At 71.6% G+C, this 20,742-nt stretch carries 17 protein-coding genes and 3 pseudogenes; 13 read left to right on the top strand and 7 right to left on the bottom strand.

What is annotated here, in order from left to right:
- Nucleotides 1-127: 127 nt before the first annotated feature.
- The gene (locus tag ACP4J3_RS27015; RefSeq protein WP_426538640.1) at nucleotides 128-1,099 is read right to left on the bottom strand and encodes a hypothetical protein; all 972 of its coding nucleotides are present in this window, start codon (nucleotides 1,097-1,099) and stop codon (nucleotides 128-130) included.
- A gap of 12 nt (nucleotides 1,100-1,111) precedes the next feature.
- Nucleotides 1,112-2,587, bottom strand: coding sequence for an APC family permease (locus ACP4J3_RS27010; protein ID WP_426538639.1), 1,476 nt, complete (start codon nucleotides 2,585-2,587; stop codon nucleotides 1,112-1,114).
- A 307-nt stretch (nucleotides 2,588-2,894) separates the two neighbouring features.
- Between ACP4J3_RS27010 and ACP4J3_RS27005 the strand changes: the two genes are divergently transcribed.
- Nucleotides 2,895-3,392, top strand: a complete 498-nt coding sequence (locus tag ACP4J3_RS27005; protein WP_426538638.1) for a DUF5709 domain-containing protein — start codon at nucleotides 2,895-2,897, stop codon at nucleotides 3,390-3,392.
- A gap of 22 nt (nucleotides 3,393-3,414) precedes the next feature.
- Here the strand turns inward: ACP4J3_RS27005 and sthA are convergent, their stop codons facing one another.
- Entirely contained in the window at nucleotides 3,415-4,818 is a 1,404-nt protein-coding gene (sthA, locus tag ACP4J3_RS27000; protein ID WP_426538637.1) for a Si-specific NAD(P)(+) transhydrogenase, read from the bottom strand.
- A gap of 156 nt (nucleotides 4,819-4,974) precedes the next feature.
- Here sthA and ACP4J3_RS26995 point away from each other — a divergent pair, with 156 nt between their 5' ends.
- Complete coding sequence (locus ACP4J3_RS26995; RefSeq protein ID WP_426538636.1) at nucleotides 4,975-6,105, top strand: sulfite oxidase; 1,131 nt, start codon at nucleotides 4,975-4,977, stop codon at nucleotides 6,103-6,105.
- Between the two features lie 93 nt (nucleotides 6,106-6,198).
- Here ACP4J3_RS26995 and ACP4J3_RS26990 read toward each other — a convergent pair whose 3' ends face one another.
- Entirely contained in the window at nucleotides 6,199-6,405 is a 207-nt protein-coding gene (locus ACP4J3_RS26990) for a hypothetical protein (protein WP_194049795.1), read from the bottom strand.
- Between the two features lie 131 nt (nucleotides 6,406-6,536).
- On the bottom strand, nucleotides 6,537-7,745 hold the full coding sequence (locus ACP4J3_RS26985; protein WP_426538635.1) for a beta-1,3-glucanase family protein: 1,209 nt from the start codon (nucleotides 7,743-7,745) through the stop codon (nucleotides 6,537-6,539).
- A gap of 392 nt (nucleotides 7,746-8,137) precedes the next feature.
- Here ACP4J3_RS26985 and ACP4J3_RS26980 point away from each other — a divergent pair, with 392 nt between their 5' ends.
- Complete coding sequence (locus ACP4J3_RS26980; protein WP_426538634.1) at nucleotides 8,138-9,034, top strand: GNAT family N-acetyltransferase; 897 nt, start codon at nucleotides 8,138-8,140, stop codon at nucleotides 9,032-9,034.
- Between the two features lie 25 nt (nucleotides 9,035-9,059).
- On the opposite strand, the gene ACP4J3_RS26975 is transcribed toward ACP4J3_RS26980, so the two are convergent.
- Entirely contained in the window at nucleotides 9,060-9,455 is a 396-nt protein-coding gene (locus tag ACP4J3_RS26975; protein ID WP_426538691.1) for a RidA family protein, read from the bottom strand.
- A 117-nt stretch (nucleotides 9,456-9,572) separates the two neighbouring features.
- Here ACP4J3_RS26975 and ACP4J3_RS26970 point away from each other — a divergent pair, with 117 nt between their 5' ends.
- Nucleotides 9,573-10,544 (top strand): helix-turn-helix transcriptional regulator, encoded by a 972-nt coding sequence (locus ACP4J3_RS26970; protein ID WP_426538633.1) that lies wholly within the window; start codon nucleotides 9,573-9,575, stop codon nucleotides 10,542-10,544.
- Nucleotides 10,545-10,618: 74 nt separating this feature from the next.
- Here ACP4J3_RS26970 and ACP4J3_RS26965 read toward each other — a convergent pair.
- Nucleotides 10,619-11,506, bottom strand: a pseudogene (locus ACP4J3_RS26965) (Gfo/Idh/MocA family protein).
- 267 nt (nucleotides 11,507-11,773) lie between these two features.
- Between ACP4J3_RS26965 and ACP4J3_RS26960 the strand changes: the two are divergent.
- The 9 genes and pseudogenes from ACP4J3_RS26960 to ACP4J3_RS26920 all read left to right on the top strand — a co-directional run bounded on the left by ACP4J3_RS26960 (nucleotide 11,774) and on the right by ACP4J3_RS26920 (nucleotide 20,606).
- The gene (locus ACP4J3_RS26960) at nucleotides 11,774-12,631 is read left to right on the top strand and encodes an aldo/keto reductase (protein WP_426538632.1); all 858 of its coding nucleotides are present in this window, start codon (nucleotides 11,774-11,776) and stop codon (nucleotides 12,629-12,631) included.
- 32 nt (nucleotides 12,632-12,663) lie between these two features.
- A complete protein-coding gene (locus tag ACP4J3_RS26955; protein WP_426538631.1) occupies nucleotides 12,664-14,433 on the top strand; it encodes an ABC transporter ATP-binding protein in 1,770 nt (589 codons plus the stop codon).
- A 149-nt stretch (nucleotides 14,434-14,582) separates the two neighbouring features.
- A pseudogene (locus tag ACP4J3_RS26950) lies at nucleotides 14,583-15,083 on the top strand (alpha-galactosidase); the annotation flags it as partial.
- Nucleotides 15,084-15,174: 91 nt separating this feature from the next.
- Complete coding sequence (locus ACP4J3_RS26945; RefSeq protein WP_426538630.1) at nucleotides 15,175-16,440, top strand: glycosyltransferase family 4 protein; 1,266 nt, start codon at nucleotides 15,175-15,177, stop codon at nucleotides 16,438-16,440.
- Nucleotides 16,437-17,261: a transferase gene (locus ACP4J3_RS26940; RefSeq protein WP_426538629.1), complete on the top strand. Its 825-nt coding sequence runs from the start codon at nucleotides 16,437-16,439 to the stop codon at nucleotides 17,259-17,261. Before ACP4J3_RS26945 ends, ACP4J3_RS26940 begins: the two co-directional genes overlap by 4 nt.
- A gap of 25 nt (nucleotides 17,262-17,286) precedes the next feature.
- Nucleotides 17,287-18,135: an SDR family oxidoreductase gene (locus ACP4J3_RS26935; protein ID WP_426538628.1), complete on the top strand. Its 849-nt coding sequence runs from the start codon at nucleotides 17,287-17,289 to the stop codon at nucleotides 18,133-18,135.
- 310 nt (nucleotides 18,136-18,445) lie between these two features.
- Complete coding sequence (locus ACP4J3_RS26930; RefSeq protein ID WP_426538627.1) at nucleotides 18,446-19,699, top strand: MFS transporter; 1,254 nt, start codon at nucleotides 18,446-18,448, stop codon at nucleotides 19,697-19,699.
- Nucleotides 19,700-19,811: 112 nt separating this feature from the next.
- A pseudogene (locus ACP4J3_RS26925) lies at nucleotides 19,812-19,940 on the top strand (hypothetical protein); the annotation flags it as partial.
- A complete protein-coding gene (locus ACP4J3_RS26920; protein ID WP_426538626.1) occupies nucleotides 19,941-20,606 on the top strand; it encodes a beta-ketoacyl synthase N-terminal-like domain-containing protein in 666 nt (221 codons plus the stop codon).
- The last annotated feature ends 136 nt before the right edge of the window (nucleotides 20,607-20,742 follow it).

Genomic DNA, 20,742 nt, shown 5'->3' with positions numbered 1-20,742 from the left:
GTGGCCCGGAGCGGTGCTTTCCATGGCCAAGAACTGCCACGGCCTTTACTGCACATGGTTTGCAAGTACCGGAGAGGACGACGGGCCCGCGCACTGAGAGGCGCGTCGCCCTCGGCTCCCGCGCCGGTCAGCCCCGTACCCCCACGTCCTTGCGCCACTTGACGAACTGTTTGTCCGGATCGCCGGTGTACGCCCACGGCGCCCGCGTGGCGCGCGGCCCCAGCATCCGGAACAGGGCCCCGGCGATGTCATTGGCCCGCGCATGACTTGCCGCGTGTGCCAGGTAGTTGAGGTCGCGCAGCTCGCCGGGGGCCACGCCCTGTTCGGTGCGGCCCATGATCCAGCGCTCCCAGGTGCGGCGTACGTCGCTGACGGCGCCGTCGCTGTTCCAGTGCTGCCCGAGCCCCATGGCGGCATGCTGCCCCTTGGCCGCGTCCAGGGCACAGCGGAACTCCTCGACCCGGGCGTACTGCACGAGCACCGGCAGCGGGCAGCCCGGCGGTGCCACCCCGGCCGCGTCGCGGGCGAAGTCGTACATCAGGCCGTGGGTGCCGTGCCAGCGCGCGGAGTAGTAGTGCAGCACCTGCAGATGACCCTCCACGCTGTACGGGTCCCGCCCGTGCAACTCGTCCCACCAGCGCCCCAGTTCCTGCCGCCGTACTCCTCGCGGATACAGCCGTGCCACGGACATCAGCGAGATCCACGGCGTCGGATCGTCGGGATACGCGTCGGCGGCCTTGAGGCACGACAGCACCGCGGTGTCGACGCGCCGCTGGTCGATGGACACGCCCCGGCCCGCGGCGATGGCCACGTTGAACGCCCGGGCCGTCTCCGTGGCCGCCCGCAGCACCAGTGCGTCACCGCTGTGCGGCTCGGCCGCGAGCCACGACTCCACCGTCGAACTGCCCGCGCAGGCCTGGGCGAGCAGCCGGATCCGGTGGCCCCGCACCGGCCAGTCGGGCCCGGTGGCCCGCAGCAGCTCCCGCAGGCCCTGCCAGCGGCCGATGACGATGTCCTGGCGGGCGCAGGTGAGCGGGGTGTCCCCGCAGTCGGGATCGAAGTCGGGAGTGAAGCCGCGTCTGGAGTTGCCTCGCGCCATCGCCGGTCTCCCTCAGAAGTCGGTCGGAAGACCCTCGTGGACGAGGGGACCTCGGTCGCCACCGCCCCCGGCGGGGACGTAGTCCGCCTCGACGGTCCGGGTGGCGTCCAGCTTGGCGGGGCGGTAGTAGTCGCTGCCCCGCCGCCAGTACCAGAGCATCGGGATCAGCCCGGCCGCCAGACCGCCGAGGCCGATCGCGATCGCCGAGCCGCTCAGCTCGCCCAGCGACTCGACGAAGATCCAGAACATGAACAGGGCCCCGAACAGCGGCCACAGCCCACCGAGGACGAAGGTGCCCACCGACGTCAGCAGCACCTTGCGGTAGGCGACGACCGCCGCGAGCCCCGTCAGCCCGTAGTACACGGCGATCTGCAGCCCGATCGCCGAGATGGCGTCGGCCAGGATGTCGCCCACCGTGCCCAGGGCGTTGGAGGCGACGAACATCGCCGGCGCCACCACGCCGACCACCGCGACCGCCACCCACGGCGTGTTCCACCGGCGGTGCACCCGGCCCAGCGCGGCCGGCATCGTGCGGTCCCGGCCCATCGCGAACAGCGAGCGCGTGACCTGGATGAGCGTGGTCTCCAGCGTGGCGACGGTCGACAGCATGACCGCCACGATCAGCAGCTTGCCGCCCCAGCCCGGCCACACCTCCTCGCCGAGCACCGCCAGCACATTGGCGTCGCCGGCGTGGATCTGCTCCGAGGACAGGACGATGTTCACCGCGATCGTGAACACCTCGAACAGCAGGAAGACGATGCCCACCCCGATCAGCCCCGCGAGCCCGGTGGTACGGCGGCTGTCGCGGGTCTCCTCGCTGAGGTTGCTGGTGACGTCCCATCCCCAGTAGTAGAACGCGGCGATCAGCGCCCCCGAGGCGAATCCGGTGGCCCCGTCGAAGTGCCCGAAGCCGAGCCAGGACCAGTCGAAGGCGCGGGCGTTGGTCGAGTGCAGGAGGGCGAGTACGGCGAACAGGGCCAGGATCGCCAGCTCGACACCGGTGATCAGGAGCTGCGCCCGGACGGTGAGCCGGGCCCCGCCCAGCACCACCAGCAGCATGACCAGGAACCAGCAGGCGCCGACCAGCGTGGACAGCGCGGTGTTGCGCGCGAGTTCCTCGTCGAACAGGGTGAGCGTCATCGAACCGGCGGGCAGCGAGCCCGCCACCATGAACAGGGTCGTCGAGATCACCAGCGCCCAGCCGCTGAGGAAGCCCAGGAAGGGGTGCAGTGTCCGCCCCACCCAGGAGTAGCCGGCGCCCGCGTTCACATCGATCCGGCTCAGGCGGCTGAAGGCGAGGGCGATGCCCAGCATCGGTATCGCGCAGTACAGCAGCGCGGCCGGACTGGCCAGGCCCACCGAGCCGACGAGAACCGCCGTGATCGCGGCGATCGAGTACGCCGGGGCGCTGCCCGCGACCGCCATCACCACCGTGTCGAACGTGCCGAGGACATTGGCCTGCAGCCCTCTGCCCGTGTTGTTGCTCATGCGCGCCGCTTTCCGTCTTGCACGACGCCGGGGCGAAGCGGCCCCGACGGCGTAGAGGGGGGTGAGGTGGAACAACGCCACGAACCGGAGAGGGGTGACCTCGGGGCAGGGGCGGGCGAAACAGGTGGCGGAACTGTACGCCGTTGCGTTGCCGTACGGTCACGCCGTGTGTGCGAGTGATGATAGCCACACTCTTGAGGTCTCAAGAGCCATGGGATCTCCCAGGGTTGGAGAACGCGCGACGGGAAACGCGAGGAGGACATGCGTGAGCCGGACCGGCAGACGCCCGCGAGCGAAGGAGGCACCCATGGGCACCGAACACACGCCCTCCGAGCAGATGGCGGACGACGCGTACCAGCCCACCGGAAGCAACGAGGAACAGCAGGACGCCGCACCGCTCGACCTTCAGGACGCCGTCGACGAGCGGACCTACGACGACACCCTCGACGAGGGCTACTCCCCGCCGGAGAAGCCCCTCGGGGTCTCCAAGCACGGCACCACCGCCGCCGAACAGCACACCGGCGAGACCCTCGAAGAACGGCTCGGCCAGGAGGTCCCCGAGGTGAGCGAGCCGGCCGGCGACGAAGTGGGCGACCTGCCGGGCGGCGACGGCGAACCCGTCGACCCCGAGGCCGGCGCCGACCGCGCGGGCCGCCTGGTCGCCCCGGACGAGGGAACCCGCGGCGACACCACGAAGGAGGAGATCGCCGCCGACCGGGGCGTCGACGCCGGAGCGGCAGGCGCCGAGGAGGCCGCGGTGCACGTGGTCGACGACGAACAACTGCGGGAGGGCGGACAGACCTGACGCCCGGCCCCGACGCGCGGGCTCAGTCCCCGATGCGGTCGATCTGGCGCAGCCTGTTCGTGGCGTCCAGGGCGGCGACCTTGTACGACTCCGCGAGCGTCGGATAGTTGAACACCGCGTCGACGAGATAGTCGACCGTCCCGCCGCACCCCATCACCGACTGCCCGATGTGGATCAGCTCCGTCGCCCCCGTACCGAAGCAGTGCACCCCGAGCAGCGTGCGGTCCTCGGGCGAGACCAGCAGCTTCAGCATGCCGTGCGAGTCGCCGATGATCTGCCCGCGGGCCAACTCGCGGTAGCGGGAGATGCCCACCTCGAACGGCACCCGGTCCTCGGTGAGCTGGTCCTCGGTCCGCCCCACGAAGCTGATCTCCGGGATGGTGTAGATCCCGATCGGCTGGAGGCCCAGCATCCGGCCGACGGGCTCCCCACACGCGTGGTACGCCGCCGCACGCCCCTGCTCCATCGAGGTCGCGGCCAGCGCGGGGAAGCCGATGACGTCGCCGACGGCGTAGATGTGCGGCACCTCGGTGCGGTAGTGCTCGTCGACCGTGATCCGGCCGCGCGCGTCGGCGGTCAGCCCCGCCTTGTCCAGGTCCAGCTCATCGGTGAGCCCCTGCCGGCCCGCCGAGTACATCACCGTGTCCGCGGGGATCTTCTTGCCGCTCTCCAGGATGGTCAGCGTCCCGCGCGGATGCCGTTCGACGGCGGCCACGGTCTCGCCGAAGCGGAACGTGACCGCGAGATCGCGCAGGTGGTACTTGAGCGACTCGATCACCTCGACGTCGCACATGTCGAGCATCCCGGCGCGCTTCTCCACCACCGTGATCTTGCTGCCGAGCGCGGCGAACATCGAGGCGTACTCCATGCCGATCACCCCGGCGCCCACGATGACCATGGAACGCGGCACCCGCTCCAGCGCGAGCACGTTGTCGGAGTCCATGATCGTCCGCCCGTCGAACTCCACGCTGGCCGGCCGCGCGGGCCGGGTGCCGGTGGCGATGACGATGCGCTCGGCGGTCAGCAGCCGCTCGTGGCCGGTGATCTCGCGCAAGGCGACGGTGTGCGGGTCGACGAAGTGGCCGGTGCCGGCGTACAGGGCGACGTGGTTGCGGGAGAGCTGGCTGCGGATGACGTCCACCTCACGCCCGACCACGTGCTGGGTGCGCGCCGTGAGGTCGGCGACGGTGATGTCCTCCTTGAGCCGGTAGCTCTGGCCGTACAGATCGCGCTGGGTGAGACCCGTCAGGTACAGCACCGCCTCACGCAGGGTCTTGGAGGGGATGGTCCCGGTGTGGATGGACACGCCGCCCACCATGTCGGGGCGGTCGACGACGGCGACGCGGCGGCCCAGCTTGGCCGCGGCGATGGCGGCCTTCTGGCCACCGGGGCCGGATCCGATGACGAGCATGTCGAAGTCGGGCACCCTCCGGAGTCTGACAGCCGCAAGACCCCTTTCGAAAGGGTGAGCCATGAACCACCGACCGGCTGAAGTTCCGGATCCGGTGCGGAAGTTGCGGCTCCGCGCAGGTGCGCGCACTCCACGGGCGCGCGGTCCGGGGCGCGGGTCGATAATGCGGGTATGGGTCACCGACTCGCCGACGCGAGCACGCCGGCCCGGCTGGCCGCCCCCGAGGAGGGCATCGGCCGGGACGAACTGGCGCTCGCCACCCGCAACCACGGCCTGCCCCTCGAGGCCCTGCGCCACGACATCACCCCACCCGGACTGCACTACGTCCTGACCCACTACGACATCCCGTACGTCCCCAACGACACCCCCTGGCCCCTGACCCTGAACGGCCGCGTCCGCCGCCCCCTCCGCCTGGACCGGGCCGATCTGCGGGCATTCCCGCAGGTCACCACCCGCGTCACACTGGAGTGCGCAGGGAACGGCCGCGCCCTGCTGACCCCGCGCCCGGTGAGCCAGCCCTGGCTCGTCGAGGCGGTCGGCACCGCCGAGTGGACCGGCGTACCGCTGCGTCTGCTGCTCGCCGAGGCCGGTGCCGACCCCGGCGCGGTCGACGTGGTCTTCACCGGCGCCGACCACGGCGTCGAGCGCGGCGTCGAGCAGGACTACCAGCGCGCCCTGCCCCTCGAGGTGGCCCTGGGCGGCGACCCCGAGGTGCTGGTGGCGTACGCGATGAACGGCGCCCCACTGCCGCCGCAGCACGGCCGCCCGCTGCGGCTGGTCGTGCCCGGCTGGTACGGCATGGCCCATGTGAAGTGGCTGCGCGAGATCACCGTCGTCGACGAACCGTTCACGGGGTTCCAGCAGGCCGTGGCCTACCGGCTGCGCCGGGACCCGGATGACGAGGGCGAGCCGGTCACCCGTATCGCCCCGCGCGCTTTGCTGGTCCCACCCGGATTCCCGGACTTCATGTCGCGGGCCCGGGTGGTGCGGCCCGGTCCCGTGGCCCTGGAGGGACGCGCCTGGTCAGGGCGCGCGCCGGTGACGCGCGTCGAGGTCAGCACGGACGGCGGGTGCACCTGGCAGGACGCCGACCTGGCACCGGACCGGGGACATCGATGGGCCTGGCGCGGCTGGCGGCACGGCTGGACGGCGACCCCGGGTGAGCACGTGCTGACCGCACGGGCCACGGACGCCGGCGGCGACACCCAGCCACTGGACCAGCCCTGGAACCGCGGCGGCTTCGCCAACAACCTCGTCCAGCGGGTACCGGTGCTGTGCCTGGACGAGGACGGGACGACGTAGCCCGCAGGGGCGCTGCCGAGGCGCGCGGGGGTCGCCCTGGGTGCACTCGCGCAGCCCCAGGGCGACCGGTGCCGATCGTGGGCGGGGTATCGGCTAGGGCAGGAGCTTGTCCAAGGCGGACGGCCCTTCGGCCGCCAGCTTGCGCTTGGCCCATTCCAGGTTGCGTGGGGTGATGTCCTTGCCTGAGGCAAGGACGATGTCCTCGGGGGACACCTCGGTGCCGGTACGGGCGTGGAGCAGGTCGTCCGGGGTGGCGCGGTCCTCGGACGGCCCGGACGCTTCGGGCTGGGACGTCGGCATCATCTCTGCTCCTCGGATCCGGATCACTGGTTCGGGCCCGGTGAGGTCATCGGGTCTGTTATCACCATTCAACGCCAGAGCGGACCCTGCATCCCGAAGGCGCCGCAGACCCGCCCCGCACCTCGGCCGCGTCAGCCCTCGAAGGGCGTGAGCGTCAGCGTGATCCCCGTCGGCGCCGTGTCCTGGATGTACGAGGCGAAGCCGGCCACGTCGTCGAAGGCGAAGCCGTACGCCCTGCCGTCCTCGGTTGCCGTGTGCATCGCCTTGGCGTAGTGGTTGGTCAGGTCGGCCCGGTAGAAGGCGCCGGCGTCGGTCGTCGGCTGGGCGGGGTGGCTGAGCAGGGTCGAGCGGTTGAAGCCGGCGCCGAGGATCGCGGCGACGGGACCCGTCGTGCCGTCGTTCGGAGCGGCGAGAGCGCCGTCGCAGAACAGCACGTCCCGGGTCGACGGCTTGGCGAAGGACACCTGGGCGGGCCCGTCGAAGGTGAACCGATCACCGCGCACCCGCCCGGTGAACGCCCCCGCGTTGGTGGTGACGGTGAGGTCCCGCCCGGTGTACGTGCTCCACACCTCGTCGATGTACGGCGCGAGGTAGTACTCGGCGAACAGCCCGGCGTCCAGGCCGTGACCCGGTGCGATGACGCGCGTGTCGTCCACGACGAGCCGGGCGAACCCCTCGACCTGGCGGACCGCGGCGAACGCGGCGGCACGTCCCCCCGCGCGCAGCCTGCCCGTGGTCTGGTCCTCGGCGCCGGTCAACCGGATGCTCAACGGCACGCTGAACATGTCGACCATGGTGGTGTTGCAGAACATCCCCGAGGCGTTGTACGTGAACTCGGCGCAGTCGTGCAGCACCGGGTAGTTGGGGTCCGAGGTCACCCAGCCGGCCGGGTACTGGAGCGCGGCGTTGCCGTTGCCGTCGGCGACGGCCTTGAACTTGAGCTTCTCGCCGAGCGACACATAGATCCGGCCGGACATGTGGGGCAGGGACAGCCGGGTCTCGCCGCTGCCGGACAGGGAGATGGCGTAGTCGGTGAAGCCGTCGGGGCCGTTGTCGGACAGCGCGATCGGCGCGAGGGTGCCGTCGGGCGTGACGCGGACCTGCCTGCCGTCCTGGTTGCCGACGATGTAGAGGTGGACGCTCGCGTTGCCGAAGGAGCCGCTGTCATTGACGATCGTCAGCGGCAGCGGGCCCGCCGCGGCAGGCGAGCGATCGCCGGCGGACGTGCCCGCGAGGGCGTAGGGGCCCATCGTGGCGGCGGCGGGGACGGCCACCGCCGCACCGCCGAGGGTGAACAGAAGCCTGCGTCGGCCGAGTCGGCTCTGGTGACGGGAAGTCATGTGGGGGGTCTCCCGGAGTACTTGTGGGGGTACTGGGGCCGTGGCGGCGGGCCGTACGGTCGGTTTGAGAGCGCTCTCGAAACGCGTCGGACCGACCCCGGCCGCCACCGATGGGCCCCGATGCTACGCACGACCGTGGCATGGGCCAATAGGTCTGCACCAAGTTCAAATCCCCTTGAGGGGCGTGCATTTGAAGAGCGCTCTCAGATCCCAAACCCCTGGACGCCCCTGCCGGAGATCACATACTCTGTGGGTCCACGCCCTGAGACGGACGGAAGGAGGCGAGTGCCGTGCGGTTCACATCTACCCAGCGCTCCCTTTTCCGTTGCCCCGGCGTGCGTATCGCGATCTGACCGGGAGCGCTCCAAGCAGCCTGTATCCCGGAGGAATCCGTGACCGAACTGGTCATCCGCGCGCTCGACGAGAGCGACGCCCATCTCTTCGACGCACACCCCGACCCGCTCGGCGCCCGTGAGGGCCACCGGCGGACCCGATTCCGCCCCGAGTGGAAGCGGGTGGCCCTGCGCGACGGCAACGTGGTCGCGCGCGGCGCCTGGTGGGGCGGCCCCGACGACTCGGAGCCCCTCAACATCAACTGGTTCGACGTGGCCGAGGGCGAGGAGGAGGCCGGCGCCGCACTCCTGCGCTCCGCCCCGTGGCGGGTCGAACTCGAGATCAACCTGCCCGGCGGCTGGCGCGACGAACCCGCCCTCAAGACCGCCGCCGAGACCCGCTTCAACGCCGCACGCGCGGCCGGATACGACCTCCTCGTCGAACGCTTCCGGTACTGCTGGACCCCGGACCTCGGCCTGCCCGAGCGCCCCGGACGCCTGTGCTTCAGCGCCGAGCCCGACGACGCGGTCTTCTTCGACGCCCTGCGCCGCATCCACTCCGTCACCCTGGACGCACACGCGCTGCGCGCCATCGAGGAGGGCGGCCTCGACCGGGCCGCCCAGGAGGAGCTGGACTTCTTCCACTGGTGCCCGTCCCCGCGGGAGTGGTGGCAGGTCGCCCACACCCCGCAGGGCGACCTGGCCGGCATCCACATCCCGGCCCACAACCCCTCCGGCCCGACCATCGGGTTCATCGGGGTCGTCCCGGAACAGCGCGGCCACGGCTACGCCTACGACCTCCTCGCCGAGTGCACCCACTTCCTCGTCGAGCAGGGCGCGCGGTCCGTCACCGGCGCGACGGACCAGGGCAACTTCCCGATGGCCGCGAACTTCGCCAGGGCGGGCTACCCCGTCGTCGAGGAACGGATCAACTTCCATGCGGTGAGCCCGGAGTAGCCGGGCCGGGCGCGGCGAGGTCGCATCACGCGACGGCGGTCCCCTCGAGCTCGACCATCTGGCCGGGGACCGCCAGCCGTGTCACCCCGAGCATCGTGGTGGGCGGCGCCACCCCGGCGGCGGCCAACCGCGACGCCAGCACGCCGTAGTGCGGGAACAGCAGATCGACGTCGGTGGTGTACACGTTGAGCCGGACGAGGTTCGCGAGGGACATCCCGGCCTCGCCCAGCACGGCCTGAAGGTTGTCGAGGCTCAGCGCCAACTGTGCGGCCATGTCACCGTCGTGCCGGGGCTTGCCGTCTTCGCCCATCGCGGTCTGTCCCGAGCAGTACAGGGTCCGGGTGTGCCCGGAGACGATCTCACCCTGGTTGAATCCCAGCTCCGTCGACCACGTCACCGGGTTGACCGCCGTTCGTTCCACTGCCACATCAGCTCCATTCGGTTCACGGGCCCGCACGCACCATGGGCGGCGGTGATCACGAGGAGCTTCCCAACAAAACACGACACCCTTCGTCATGTATGTGGATAGGGTCCTCGTATGCGCGCCGATCGGTTGGTCTCCTTGGTGTTGCTGCTGCGCCGGCGGGGTCGGCTGACCGCGGACACGCTCGCCCGCGAGCTGGAGGTGTCCACCCGTACCGTGCTGCGCGACATCGAGGCGCTGTCCGCAGCCGGCGTCCCGGTCTACGCCGAACGCGGGCGGCATGGCGGGTTCGCGCTGCTGCCCGGTTTCCGGACCGAACTCACCGGACTGAACCACGACGAGGCCCTTGCCCTGCTGACCGCCGGATCGGCGCGCGGCGAGCAGGCGTTCGGCCTCGGCACGGCGCTCGCCTCGGCCATGCGCAAGGTCGTTGACGCTCTGCCCGAGAGCCACCGGAGCACGGCGAGCGACGCGGCCGAGCGATTTCTCGTCGAGCCGGAGACCGACCTGCTCTCACGCCGGCTGGTCACCGAAGAGGTGCCGGACACGACGATGATCGAGATCCGGCGCGCGGTGCTCGCCGGACACAAACTGCGTATCCACTACGCGGCCACGGACCAGACGCCCCGGTGGCGCACCGTGGACCCGATCGGCCTGGTCACCGTGCGCGACCGGGGCTACCTGCTGGCCACGAGATCCGGCGCGGACCGCACCTACCGGCTGTCGCGGGTGCTGGCCGCCGAGGAACTCCCCGAACCGGCACAGCGACCGGACCGGGTCGACCTGGACCAGGTCTGGCGGGAACGCTGCGCGCAGTTCCTGTCCGGCGACCACATCGCCGTGCCGATGCGGGTGAACCCTAAGCGGCGGGAGGACCTGCTCAGCACCGCGGTAGCCGTCCGAGCCGCGGAACCCGAGGCAGACGGCCGACTGCGCCTGGAGGTGACGTTCCAGGACCTGCGCCACGCCGAGTGGGCGCTGTGGCAGCTCGGCACCGATGCGGAAGCCTTGGCCCCCGAATCGTTGCGCGCCTCCCTGCGCGACCGCGCCGCCGCGATGGCCGCTCGCTACGCAGACTCGTCCTGAGAGCTGGTCAGGGCGCCCGTCCGAAGTCGCCTGGAGCAGTGACTCGGCGTATCGAGTCCCGCCGCGGCGCGCCCTCAGCCGCCGCCGTACAGCAACCCCTCCGCCTCGGCCAGAATCTCGGTCACCCGCAGCCCGAACGCCGCGTCGCAGGCGTGCGCGTTGCCGTCGCGGGCCGCGGCGAGCAGGCCGTCCCCGGCCCGGATCAGGGCGGACACCGCGCTCTCGGTGCTCTCCGGGAGCACCGTCACCCCGGCCGCGCCCCGCAGCTCCACCGTCGCCCCCGCGGCGGCGGGCGGTGCCGTGAGGCTCAGGGCCAGCGTGCTCGACGCGCCGCCAACGTGCTCGAGGACCAGGTGGACGGTGTCGCCCGGGCCGGGCGCGGCCGCCGCCACGCGCCTCGCGTCCCCCAGGACCGGCAGCAGCACGGACAGCGCATGCGGGCCCACGTCCCACAGCGCACCCTTCTCCCGCCGCCACGGCGAGTCGGCGAACGGGTTGCCGTCACCGCTGAACAGCGCCCCGAGCCACTGCGCCCGCCCGGTGAACCACCCTTCCGCAGCCGCCTGTTCGCAGATCCACGCCTCGGTCTCCGGCTGGAACCGCGCGGTGAAGAAGACGACGGACGCGACCCCGGCAGACTCCACGCTCTCGACGACCGCCCGCGCCTGCTCCACGGTCGGTGCGAGCGGCTTGTCCAGCAGCAGATGGCAGCCCGCCCGCGCGGCCCGCACCGCCAGGTCGGCCTGAATGGCGGGCGGCAGGGCCACGGCCACCGCGTCCACGTCGGCGAGCAGCATGTCGACGTCGTCGTAGGCGCGCACGCCGTAGCTGTCGGCCAGCTCCTTCGTGGGGGCGGTGCGGCGTCCTCACACCCCTACGAAGTCCAGTTCCCCATGCCGGCTCAGGGCGGGGGCGTGGGCCATCCGCGCCCACGGGCCGGTGCCGAGCAGTCCGATGCGCATGCCGCCGCCTCTCACTGTGCCGTCGATCGAGGCGAGCGTGCCACATCAACCCCGAGGCCGCGCAAGCGGTTACACGGCCGATCCCGGCAGCGCACAGCCGCGGCGGGGATTCAGCGGCGCCGTCACTGAATGCATTCGCTTTCTTCTATTGGACCTCGTGCGTCCCGGCGGCGACGCTGGAGTGGTCCGGTACGGCCCGTGATCCACGCATCGCCCGCCGGACGACAACGTTGCCAGCGCGACAGCCGAAAGAAGGGTCACGAGCCCATGCACACCCGCCGCATCGGGGATGTCGAGGTCAGCGCGATCGGCCTGGGCGCGATGCCCATGTCCATCGAGGGCCGCCCGGACGAGGCACGCTCCCTCGCCACCATCCACGCCGCGCTCGACGCCGGCGTGACACTGATCGACACCGCCGACTCCTACCACCGGGACGCCCACGAGGTCGGTCACAACGAGATCCTCATCGCCAAGGCCCTCGCCTCCCACGACCTCGGCAAGGACGTCCTCGTCGCCACCAAGGGCGGCCACCTGCGCCCCGGCGACGGCAGTTGGACCCAGGACGGCAGCCCCAAGCACCTGAAGGCGGCCTGCGAGGCGTCCCTGCGCCGGCTCGGCGTGGAGGCCATCGGGCTCTACCAGTTCCACCGGCCCGACCTCAGGGTGCCGTACGCCGACTCGGTCGGTGCCGTACGCGAACTGCTCGACGAGGGCAAGATCCGCATGGCCGGCATCTCCAACGCCGACCCGGACCAGATCAGGCAGGCGGGCGACATCCTCGGCGGCAGGCTGGTCTCGGTGCAGAACCAGTTCTCCCCGGCGTTCCGCTCCAGCGAGCCGGAACTGCGCCTGTGCGACGAGCTGGGTGTCGCGTTCCTGCCCTGGAGCCCGCTCGGCGGCATCTCCCGGGCGGCTGAACTGGGCTCCGCCTACGCCCCGTTCGCGCGCGTCGCCGAGGCCCACGGGGTGAGCCCGCAGCGGGTGTGCCTGGCCTGGATGCTCGCCAAGTCGCCGGTCGTCGTCCCGATCCCCGGTTCCAGCCGCCCTCAGACCATCCTGGACTCGCTCGCCGCGACCGACCTCGTGCTCACCCCCGAGGAGATCGCGCAGCTGGACGCCGTCTGAACGTCGCCGGAACCCTGGGAAGGGCAACGCCGATGGCGTCGTCGTACGACAGCCCCCTCGACCACCGCTACCGGGACGAACATCCCGTCCGCACCCTCGCCTATCTGTTCCGCGCCGACCGTCACCGCATCGCGGCGGCGGTCGGCGTCTTCACGGTCAAGCACAGCCCGGTCTGGCTGCTGCCGCTGATCACCGCGTCCATCATCGACACCGTCGTCCATCACCAGCCGATCGGCAGGCTCTGGCTGATCACCGGCGTGATCCTGTTCATCCTGCTGGTCAACTACCCGCTGCACGTGCTCTACGTACGCCTGCTGTACGGCAGCGTGCGCCGGATGGGCACCGGCCTGCGCTCCGCGCTGTGCACCCGCATGCAGCAGCTCTCCATCGGCTACCACTCGCGCGTCAGCGCCGGCGTGCTCCAGGCCAAGGTCGTGCGCGACGTGGAGGCCGTCGAGCAGATGGTGCAGCAGACCGCCGAGACGGGGCTCGGCGCGACCACCGTGCTCATCGGCGGCCTCGTCATCATCGCCGTACGCACACCGGAGTTCGTGCCGGTCTTCCTCGTCGTCGTGCCCGCCGCCGCACTGGTCGTCGCCCGTCTGCGGGCCCGGCTGCGCACCCACAACGAGCACTTCCGCAACGAGGTGGAGACCCTGTCCTCCCGGGTGACGGAGATGACCCGCCTCATCCCGGTCACCCGCGCCCACGGCCTGGAGGGCAAGGCGCTGCGCCGCATGGACGGCACGCTGCACCGGCTGCTGACGTCCGGCCTGCGTCTCGACCTCGTCAACGGCCGCTTCGGCTCGCTCGCCTGGGTGGTGCTGAACGTGGTCGGCGTGCTCGTCCTCGCCGGTGCGGCGCTGATCTCGTACTACGGCGTCTGGGGCGTCACCCCCGGCGACGTCGTCATGCTGAGCGCCTTCCTGACCACCCTCACCAACTCCACGACCACACTGGCCGGCCTGGCCCCGGTCATCACCAAGGGCCTGGAGTCCGTCCGCTCGGTCGGCGAGGTGCTCCAGGCGCCCGAGCTGGAGGACAACGAGGGCAAGGCCGAACTCGCCTCCCTGCGCGGCGCCGTGACCTTCGAGGGCGTCGGATACGCCTACGAGGACGGCGACCGTCCCGCCGTACGGGACTTCGGCCTCGCCGTCGCGCCGGGGGAGACCATCGCCCTGGTCGGCGCGTCCGGCGCGGGCAAGTCCACCGTGCTGAACCTCGTCATCGGCTTCATCCGCCCGACCTCCGGCCGGCTCCTCCTCGACGGCACCGACATGAACACCCTCGACCTGCGCACCTACCGCCGGTTCGTGTCGGTGGTGCCGCAGGAGTCGATCCTCTTCGACGGCACGATCCGCGAGAACGTCGCCTACGGCATGGACGAGGCCGACGAGGAGACGGTGCGCGCGGCGTTGCGCGACGCCAACGCGCTGGAGTTCGTCGACCGGCTCCCGCAGGGCCTGGACACCCTGGTCGGCGAGCGCGGCGCACGCCTGTCCGGCGGGCAGAAGCAGCGCCTGGCCATCGCGCGGGCGCTGATCCGGGACCCGAGGGTCCTGGTCCTCGACGAGGCGACCTCGGCCCTGGACACCCGGTCGGAGGCGCTGGTCCAGCAGGCCCTCGCCCGGCTCCTGAGAGGCCGTACCACCTTCGTGGTCGCCCACCGCCTGTCCACCGTGCGCGGCGCGGACCGGATCGTGGTGATGGGGGACGGCCGCATCCAGGAGATCGGCACCCACGAGGAACTCCTGCGCCGGGGCGGGGCGTACACGGCACTGCACAGCGGCCAGGTCGCCTGACGCGTGCCGTCCCACCCGCTCCACCGACGCGTCGCGGTGGAGCGGGTGGCACGGCCGGGCTACGGCAGGCCGACCACGCGGCCCAGCTCGATCCGGTCGATGTCCGGCGCCCGGGCGGTCGCGTTGGCGAACGTCACCTTGGTGGAACCGCCGCACCGACCGCCGTACCGCCCGAGCAGGGCGCCGTCTGGGCCTACCCGCAGCCCGGCCAAGACGACGACCTGATCGCCTTCACCCTGGGCGGGGCCCTGCTCGGCCGGATCCACCTGTCCGGCCACCTGGACCGGATGACGCCGCGCCAACTCGCCCTCGTGCGCGAGGCGCTGACCACGTACAAGGCGATCCGCCGGGACCTGGCGCGGGCGCTGCCGTTCTGGCCGCTGGGCCTGCCCGGCTGGACGGACCCATGGCTCGCCCTGGGGATGCGCACGCCCGACGACCGCACGACGTACGTCACGCTCTGGCGCCGCGGCGGCGACCCCGGACTACGGCTGCCGGTCGACCACTTGGCGGGCCACGACGTCCACACCGAGATCCTGCACCCGTCCGCCGCACGGGCCGATGCGGCGGCCTGGGACGGGGACGCGCTGCGGGTGACGCTGCCGCGCACGCCCGGCGTCCTGCTGGTCCGGCTCACGGCGGGCGGCTGAGTACACCGGTCCTGGCCGGGTACATGGACGACAAGACAACGGAGCGATAACAGGAGGCAACTGAAGGAGACTCGCCGAGGTCTAGTCCGCCATGAAGATCTCTTTCCTGCTGCACAACGCCTATGGGATCGGAGGCACGATCGCCACCACGTTCAACCTGGCCCAGGCACTCGCCGAGCGGCACGAGGTGGAGATCGTCTCCGCCCTGCGGCACCGGGAGCACCCGAATTTCACCCTGGACCCGAGAGTGTCCCTGCGGCCGCTGGTGGATCTGCGGCAGGAGAAGGAGCATCCGCTGCATCTCAGACCGGCGCGGGTGTTCCCCGCCGCCGAATACCGCTACCGGCAGTACAGCGAACTGACCGACCAACGGATCGGCGACGCCCTCGCGGCGACCGAGGCCGACGTCGTCATCGGCACCCGGCCGGGACTCAATGTGCACCTCGCCCTCCAGGCGCCGGAGCGCGTCGTCCGCATCGGCCAGGAGCATCTCACCCTCGACAACCACTCGCCCCGGCTGCGCACCGCGCTGCGCCGCGCCTACCGCCGACTCGACGCGCTCACCACCGTCACCGAGGCCGACGCCGCCGCCTACCGGCGCAAGATGCGGCTGCCCGGGGTCCGGGTGGAAGCGCTCCCGAACAGCGTCCCCGATCCGGTGCTGCCCTCGGCGGACGGCACCGCGAAGGTGGTGGTCGCGGCCGGCCGACTGGTCCCCGTGAAGCGCTACGACCTCCTCATCGAGGCCTTCGCCCCGGTTGCCGCCGCACACCCGGACTGGCACCTGCGCATCTACGGCAAGGGCGAGGAACACGAACGGCTGCGAGGGCTGATCCACAGCCTCGGTCTGCACAACAACGCCTTCCTGATGGGCGCCGCGGCCCCCATGGAGGCGGAGTGGGTCAAGGGCTCGATCGGCGCGACCGCGGCCAACTTCGAGCCGTTCGGCATGACCATCGTCGAGGCGATGCGCTGCGGACTGCCGGTCGTGAGCACCGACTGCCCCTACGGGCCCGGCGAGATCATCAAGGACGGCATCGACGGCCGGCTGGTACCCGTCGGGGACCGCGAGGCCATGAGCGCCGCGCTGCTGGAACTCGTCGGCGACGACGAGCGACGCCGCCGGATGGGGCGTACGGCACTGGAGAACGCGGGACGGTACGCCCCGGTCCCCGTCGTCGAGCAGGCCGAGCGCCTGATCGACGAGGTGAGGGCCGCGCGCGGGACCGGGCGACCGGCCCCACCGGAAGCCGGTCGAATACAACACGCCCTGGTCAGCCAGGGCTTCGCCGCGCGCGACGCCGCATACACGGTGGCCTCGGGCGCGCTGCGCGCGGTACGGAGGGGACGCCGATGACCACGCAACCCGGTACGACGGGCGCCACCGGCCTGCGCGCCGACTGCACGGCCGACGCGGACGGCCGGATCACCCTCACCCTCGAGGCACCCTCGGCCGCCGCCCACCTGCTGCTGAGGCTGCGCCCCAAGAAGGGCCAGCCCGAGAAGATCCTGCACACACTCGACCTGGAACCCGTGGAGGACGGCCGCTTCCGCGCCGTCCTGGACAGCGAGCCCGTACTCGCCGAAGGCCGTTGGGACGTCTACCTGGTCCCCGAACCCGGCGCACCCCGGCAGCGACTGCGCCCCGGGCCGCGTGACCTGCGGGCCCTCGTCGACGGCCACCGCCGTGACCGGCCCTCGCCGGTCGCCGTGCGGATCCCGTACGTCACCAAGGACGGCTACCTCGCGATGCGCGCCTGGCTGCGCACCGCCCACGCGGAGGTCGCCGGCATCGACGTCACGGACCGCACGATGACGGTCAGGGCGAGGCTGCACGGCACATCCCTCACCGAGGGAGCGGCCGTACGACTGCGGCTGCGCGGCGGCGGCACCGTGCGGACCCTCGTGCCGCGGGTCGAGGACGACGGCCGGGGGTTCTCGTTCACCGTGGACTACGGAGAACTGGTGGGCGACGACGCCGGGAACCGTGTCTGGGACCTGTCCGTCCAGGCCGGACCGGCCGAGGGGACGGCTCCGGTCCGGATCGGCCGCCTCCTCGACGACGTGGCGGACCGCAAGGAGGTCTTCGTCTTTCCGGAGGCCGTGGTCGGCGGCGCGGTCGTGCGCCCCTATTACACGGTCGACAACGATCTCTCCGTACTTGCGGACAGAACCTGACCGCAAGTGTTCCTACGGTGGTTCCATGACGCAGACACAGCAGGCACAGAAGATCCTTGTCACCGGAGCCACCGGAACCGTTGGCCGCCAGGTCGTGGCCGAGCTGCTCGCCCGCGGCCACGCGGTCCGCGCCCTCACCCGGGATCCGGCGAAGGCCGACTTCCCGGCAGGCGTCGAGGTGGTCCAGGGCGACCTGACCGAGCCCGACAGCCTGGTCCCGGCCCTGGAGGGTGTCACCGGCGTCCACCTGATCACCTTCGGCGGGGCGTACTTCGCCCCGCTGGAGACCGGCCCGCGCATCCTGGAGCTGGCCCGCGCGGCCGGGGTGCGCCGGGTCACCGTGCTGCACGGCGGGGAGGGGACCCCGCTGGAGGACGCGGTGCGGGCGGACGACGGGGTGGACTGGACGGTGCTGATGCCGGTCGAGTTCATGGGCAACGCCCTGGAGTGGGCGGACGAGATCGTGTCCTCGGGCGAGGTGCGCGAGCCGTTCGTCTCCCGGTTGAGCGCCATGGTCCACGAGGGCGACATCGGTGCCGTCGCGGCGGTCGCGCTCACCGAGGAGGGACACGGGGGACAGGAGTATGTGATCACCGGGCCCGAACTGCTCACCGTCGCCGACAAGGTGACGACGATCGCGGAGGCCCGCGGCCAGGAGATCGCCCTGGTCGAGCTGACCGAGGAGCAGGCCATCGCGCAGTGGCGGGCGGCGGGGCACCCCGAGAACGTGATCGGGTTCCTGCTGGAGGCGTACGGCAACACGCCGGAGGTCGGCCGCACGGTCGTCGGCACCGTCGAGAAGGTCACCGGCCGGCCCGCGCGCACCTTCGGCCAGTGGGCGGCGGAGCACGCGGCCGCGTTCAAGGCGGGCTAGCTCCACGTTCCGTCGCGTCGTGGGCGACCTGTGAGTGCAGCGCGGCGCACGAGCAGGGCGTCCACGCCGGCGGTGGTGCGGGACGCTCGAAATGGCCAAATCGGGGCCGGAAGTCGTCCAGACCTCCCAGGAGCCTTGAACCGGCCTGTCCGGGCCTGCTTGGGTGACGGAGGTTTTAGTGCGGGGCCGGCAACGGGGGCATGAACGCGCCGTGCGACAGCGGGGGGCACCGACTCGCGGTTGAGCGGGCGGGGCACGGTATTCCGGCCGGACATCACTCTCACCCTTCATGCGGACCAGGGGAAGGTGCATGAGGCATTTCCGGCTGCTCGTCCTGGGCAACGGCATCTCGGCGTACGGCAGTTACCTGAACATGGTGGCGCTGAACGTGTTCGTCTACGACGCCACGGGCAGCGCGCTGGCCGCCGGGCTCTTCATGGCCGTACGGCTGGCGACGAGCGTCGTGTCGGGCTGGGTGAGCGGTCGGCTGGTCTCGGCCCACGACCGCAAGCGGCTGATGGTCGGCGCCGACCTGTGCCAGGCCGCGGCGCTGCTGACGCTGCTGCTGGCGCCGGACGGCATGCGCGCGGGCCTGCTCTACGCCCTCGCCGTGGTCACCGGCGGCTGCTCGACGCTTTCCCAGGTGGCCCTGCGCAGCAGCATCCCGGAGATCGTCGGGGCGGAGCACCGCGTGCGGGCCAACGGACTGCTGGTGACGGGGCGTTCGCTCGCCATGATCGCCGGGTTCGCCTCGTCGGGCGTGGTGGTGGCGCAGCTCGGGTACTCCGCCGCGTTCGCGCTGGACGCAGCGACCTTCCTGGTCTCCGCGACCGTGCTGTTCCTGCTTCCCGTGCGCACCAAGGCCGCCGCGCCCGGCGGAGGTTCGGCCGAGGCATCGGGTGCCGCCCGCTGGACCGCGCGGATGCTGCTGGGCACGGCGCCGGTGCTGATGGCGATGATCGCGGTCCGCGCGGTGGACGGGCTGGGCTCCTCGTCCCACAACGTCGCCCTGCCCATCTACTCCAGCAGCCTGGATCCCGACCATCCGGCCACGTTCATCAGCCAGTTCTGGGCCACCTGGGCCATCGGCAACATCGTCGCCCAGCAGGTGATCGGGCGCGTCACCAAGAGGACCGGGCGGACACCGGGGGAGCGGGCCTTCGCGCTCGGCGCCTGTGTGATGTCGGCCGGGTTCATCGTGGTGTTCTGCGGACTGCCCACCGCCCCCGCCGTCCTCGCCGCGCTCATCGCCGGAGCCGCCGACGGATTCACCGAGATCGTCTACGTGTCGCGGCTCCAGACCGCCCCCGACGAGCAGCGCGGCCGCCTGTTCGGGCTCTCCGCCTCGGCCGAGAACACCGGCTTCGGCCTCGGCATGCTCGTCAGCGGCGCCCTGCTGGAGAAGTTCTCCCCGCTGCAGGTGGTGGCCGCGTTCCACGGCCTGGCGATCGTCCTGTGCCTGGCCCTGCTGCTGGCCCTCCTCAGGCGCGGTGGCGCGCGCGGTCCCGGCGTCGAGGAGACGGCCCGCCGTGGCACGTCGACCGTGACGGAGGGACGCGGCTGATGACCACGAGCGACCCCGACCCGCGGATGGCCGTCATCGGCATGGCCTTCCGGCTGCCCGGCGCCGACACCCCCGAGGCCTTCTCGCGTCTCATCCATGAGGCACGGACACCATCGCCCGTTTCACGCCGGGGGAACTTGCCGCCGCCGGTGTCCCGAGCAGGGAGTACCGGCAAGCAGCCTTCGTCGGCGCCTCCGGCGTACTGGACGACATAGCCGGCTTCGACGCCCAGCACTTCGGGATGAGCGCCCGCGAGGCCCGCCTCACCGACCCCCAGCACCGCATGTTCCTGGAGTGTGCGCCCAGCACGCCCTGGAGAACGCCGGCCGCCCCGGCGAACGCCCACCGGCTCGGCCGGCTGACCGGACCGGCCGTCAACATCCGGACCGGCCGCTCCAGTTCGCTCGTCGCGGTACAGTCCGCCGCCCAGTCCCTGCTCCTGGGCGACTGCAGAGTTCGCCGGCAACTGGAGGCGGAGGTCGAACTGCCCGGCCTGACCACGGCCGTCGAGGGCTGGACCCGCGACCATGTCGGCCTCCTGCGCGAGGAGGCCGATCGGGCCTCGGGCACCGAGGACACTGAGCCCGCTCACGCGGCGCTGCTGCTCCTCGGCATCCAGTGCCGGCACGTCACCTCGTGCTCCGTGCCGAGACTCGTCCACCAGCGCTCGCAGCACGCGGAGTCGAGCTCCGCCTGGACGATCGCGTCGGCGGCGTCCCCGCCGCCCCGCGAGGCACGCGCGATCAGATCCAGCAGAATCCGCCGCTGCTCACCGATCACCGTCTCCCGTACGACGGCGATCACCGGCACCAGACCGGCGGCCGCGAACAGACAGGCGGCCCACAGCGGGCCGAACCGGAACTCGAGGATCGAGGTCCAGGCGAGCCCCGCGCTCGTGGCGATGTAGAGGACACACAGCAGTCGGCTGGAGCAGTTCATGGGCGTACACCGTCCTTGAGGCGGATCGATTCCCCCTGTCCAACTGCTCACGGCCCTCGCGGATTCGGGTGAATTATCCCGCCGTGACTGACCAGGCGCCGAAA

Origin of the sequence: Streptomyces sp. UG1, assembly GCF_049974585.1 — a bacterium.
Taxonomy (GTDB): domain Bacteria; phylum Actinomycetota; class Actinomycetes; order Streptomycetales; family Streptomycetaceae; genus Streptomyces.
This window is presented reverse-complemented; position numbering and strand designations above follow the sequence as displayed.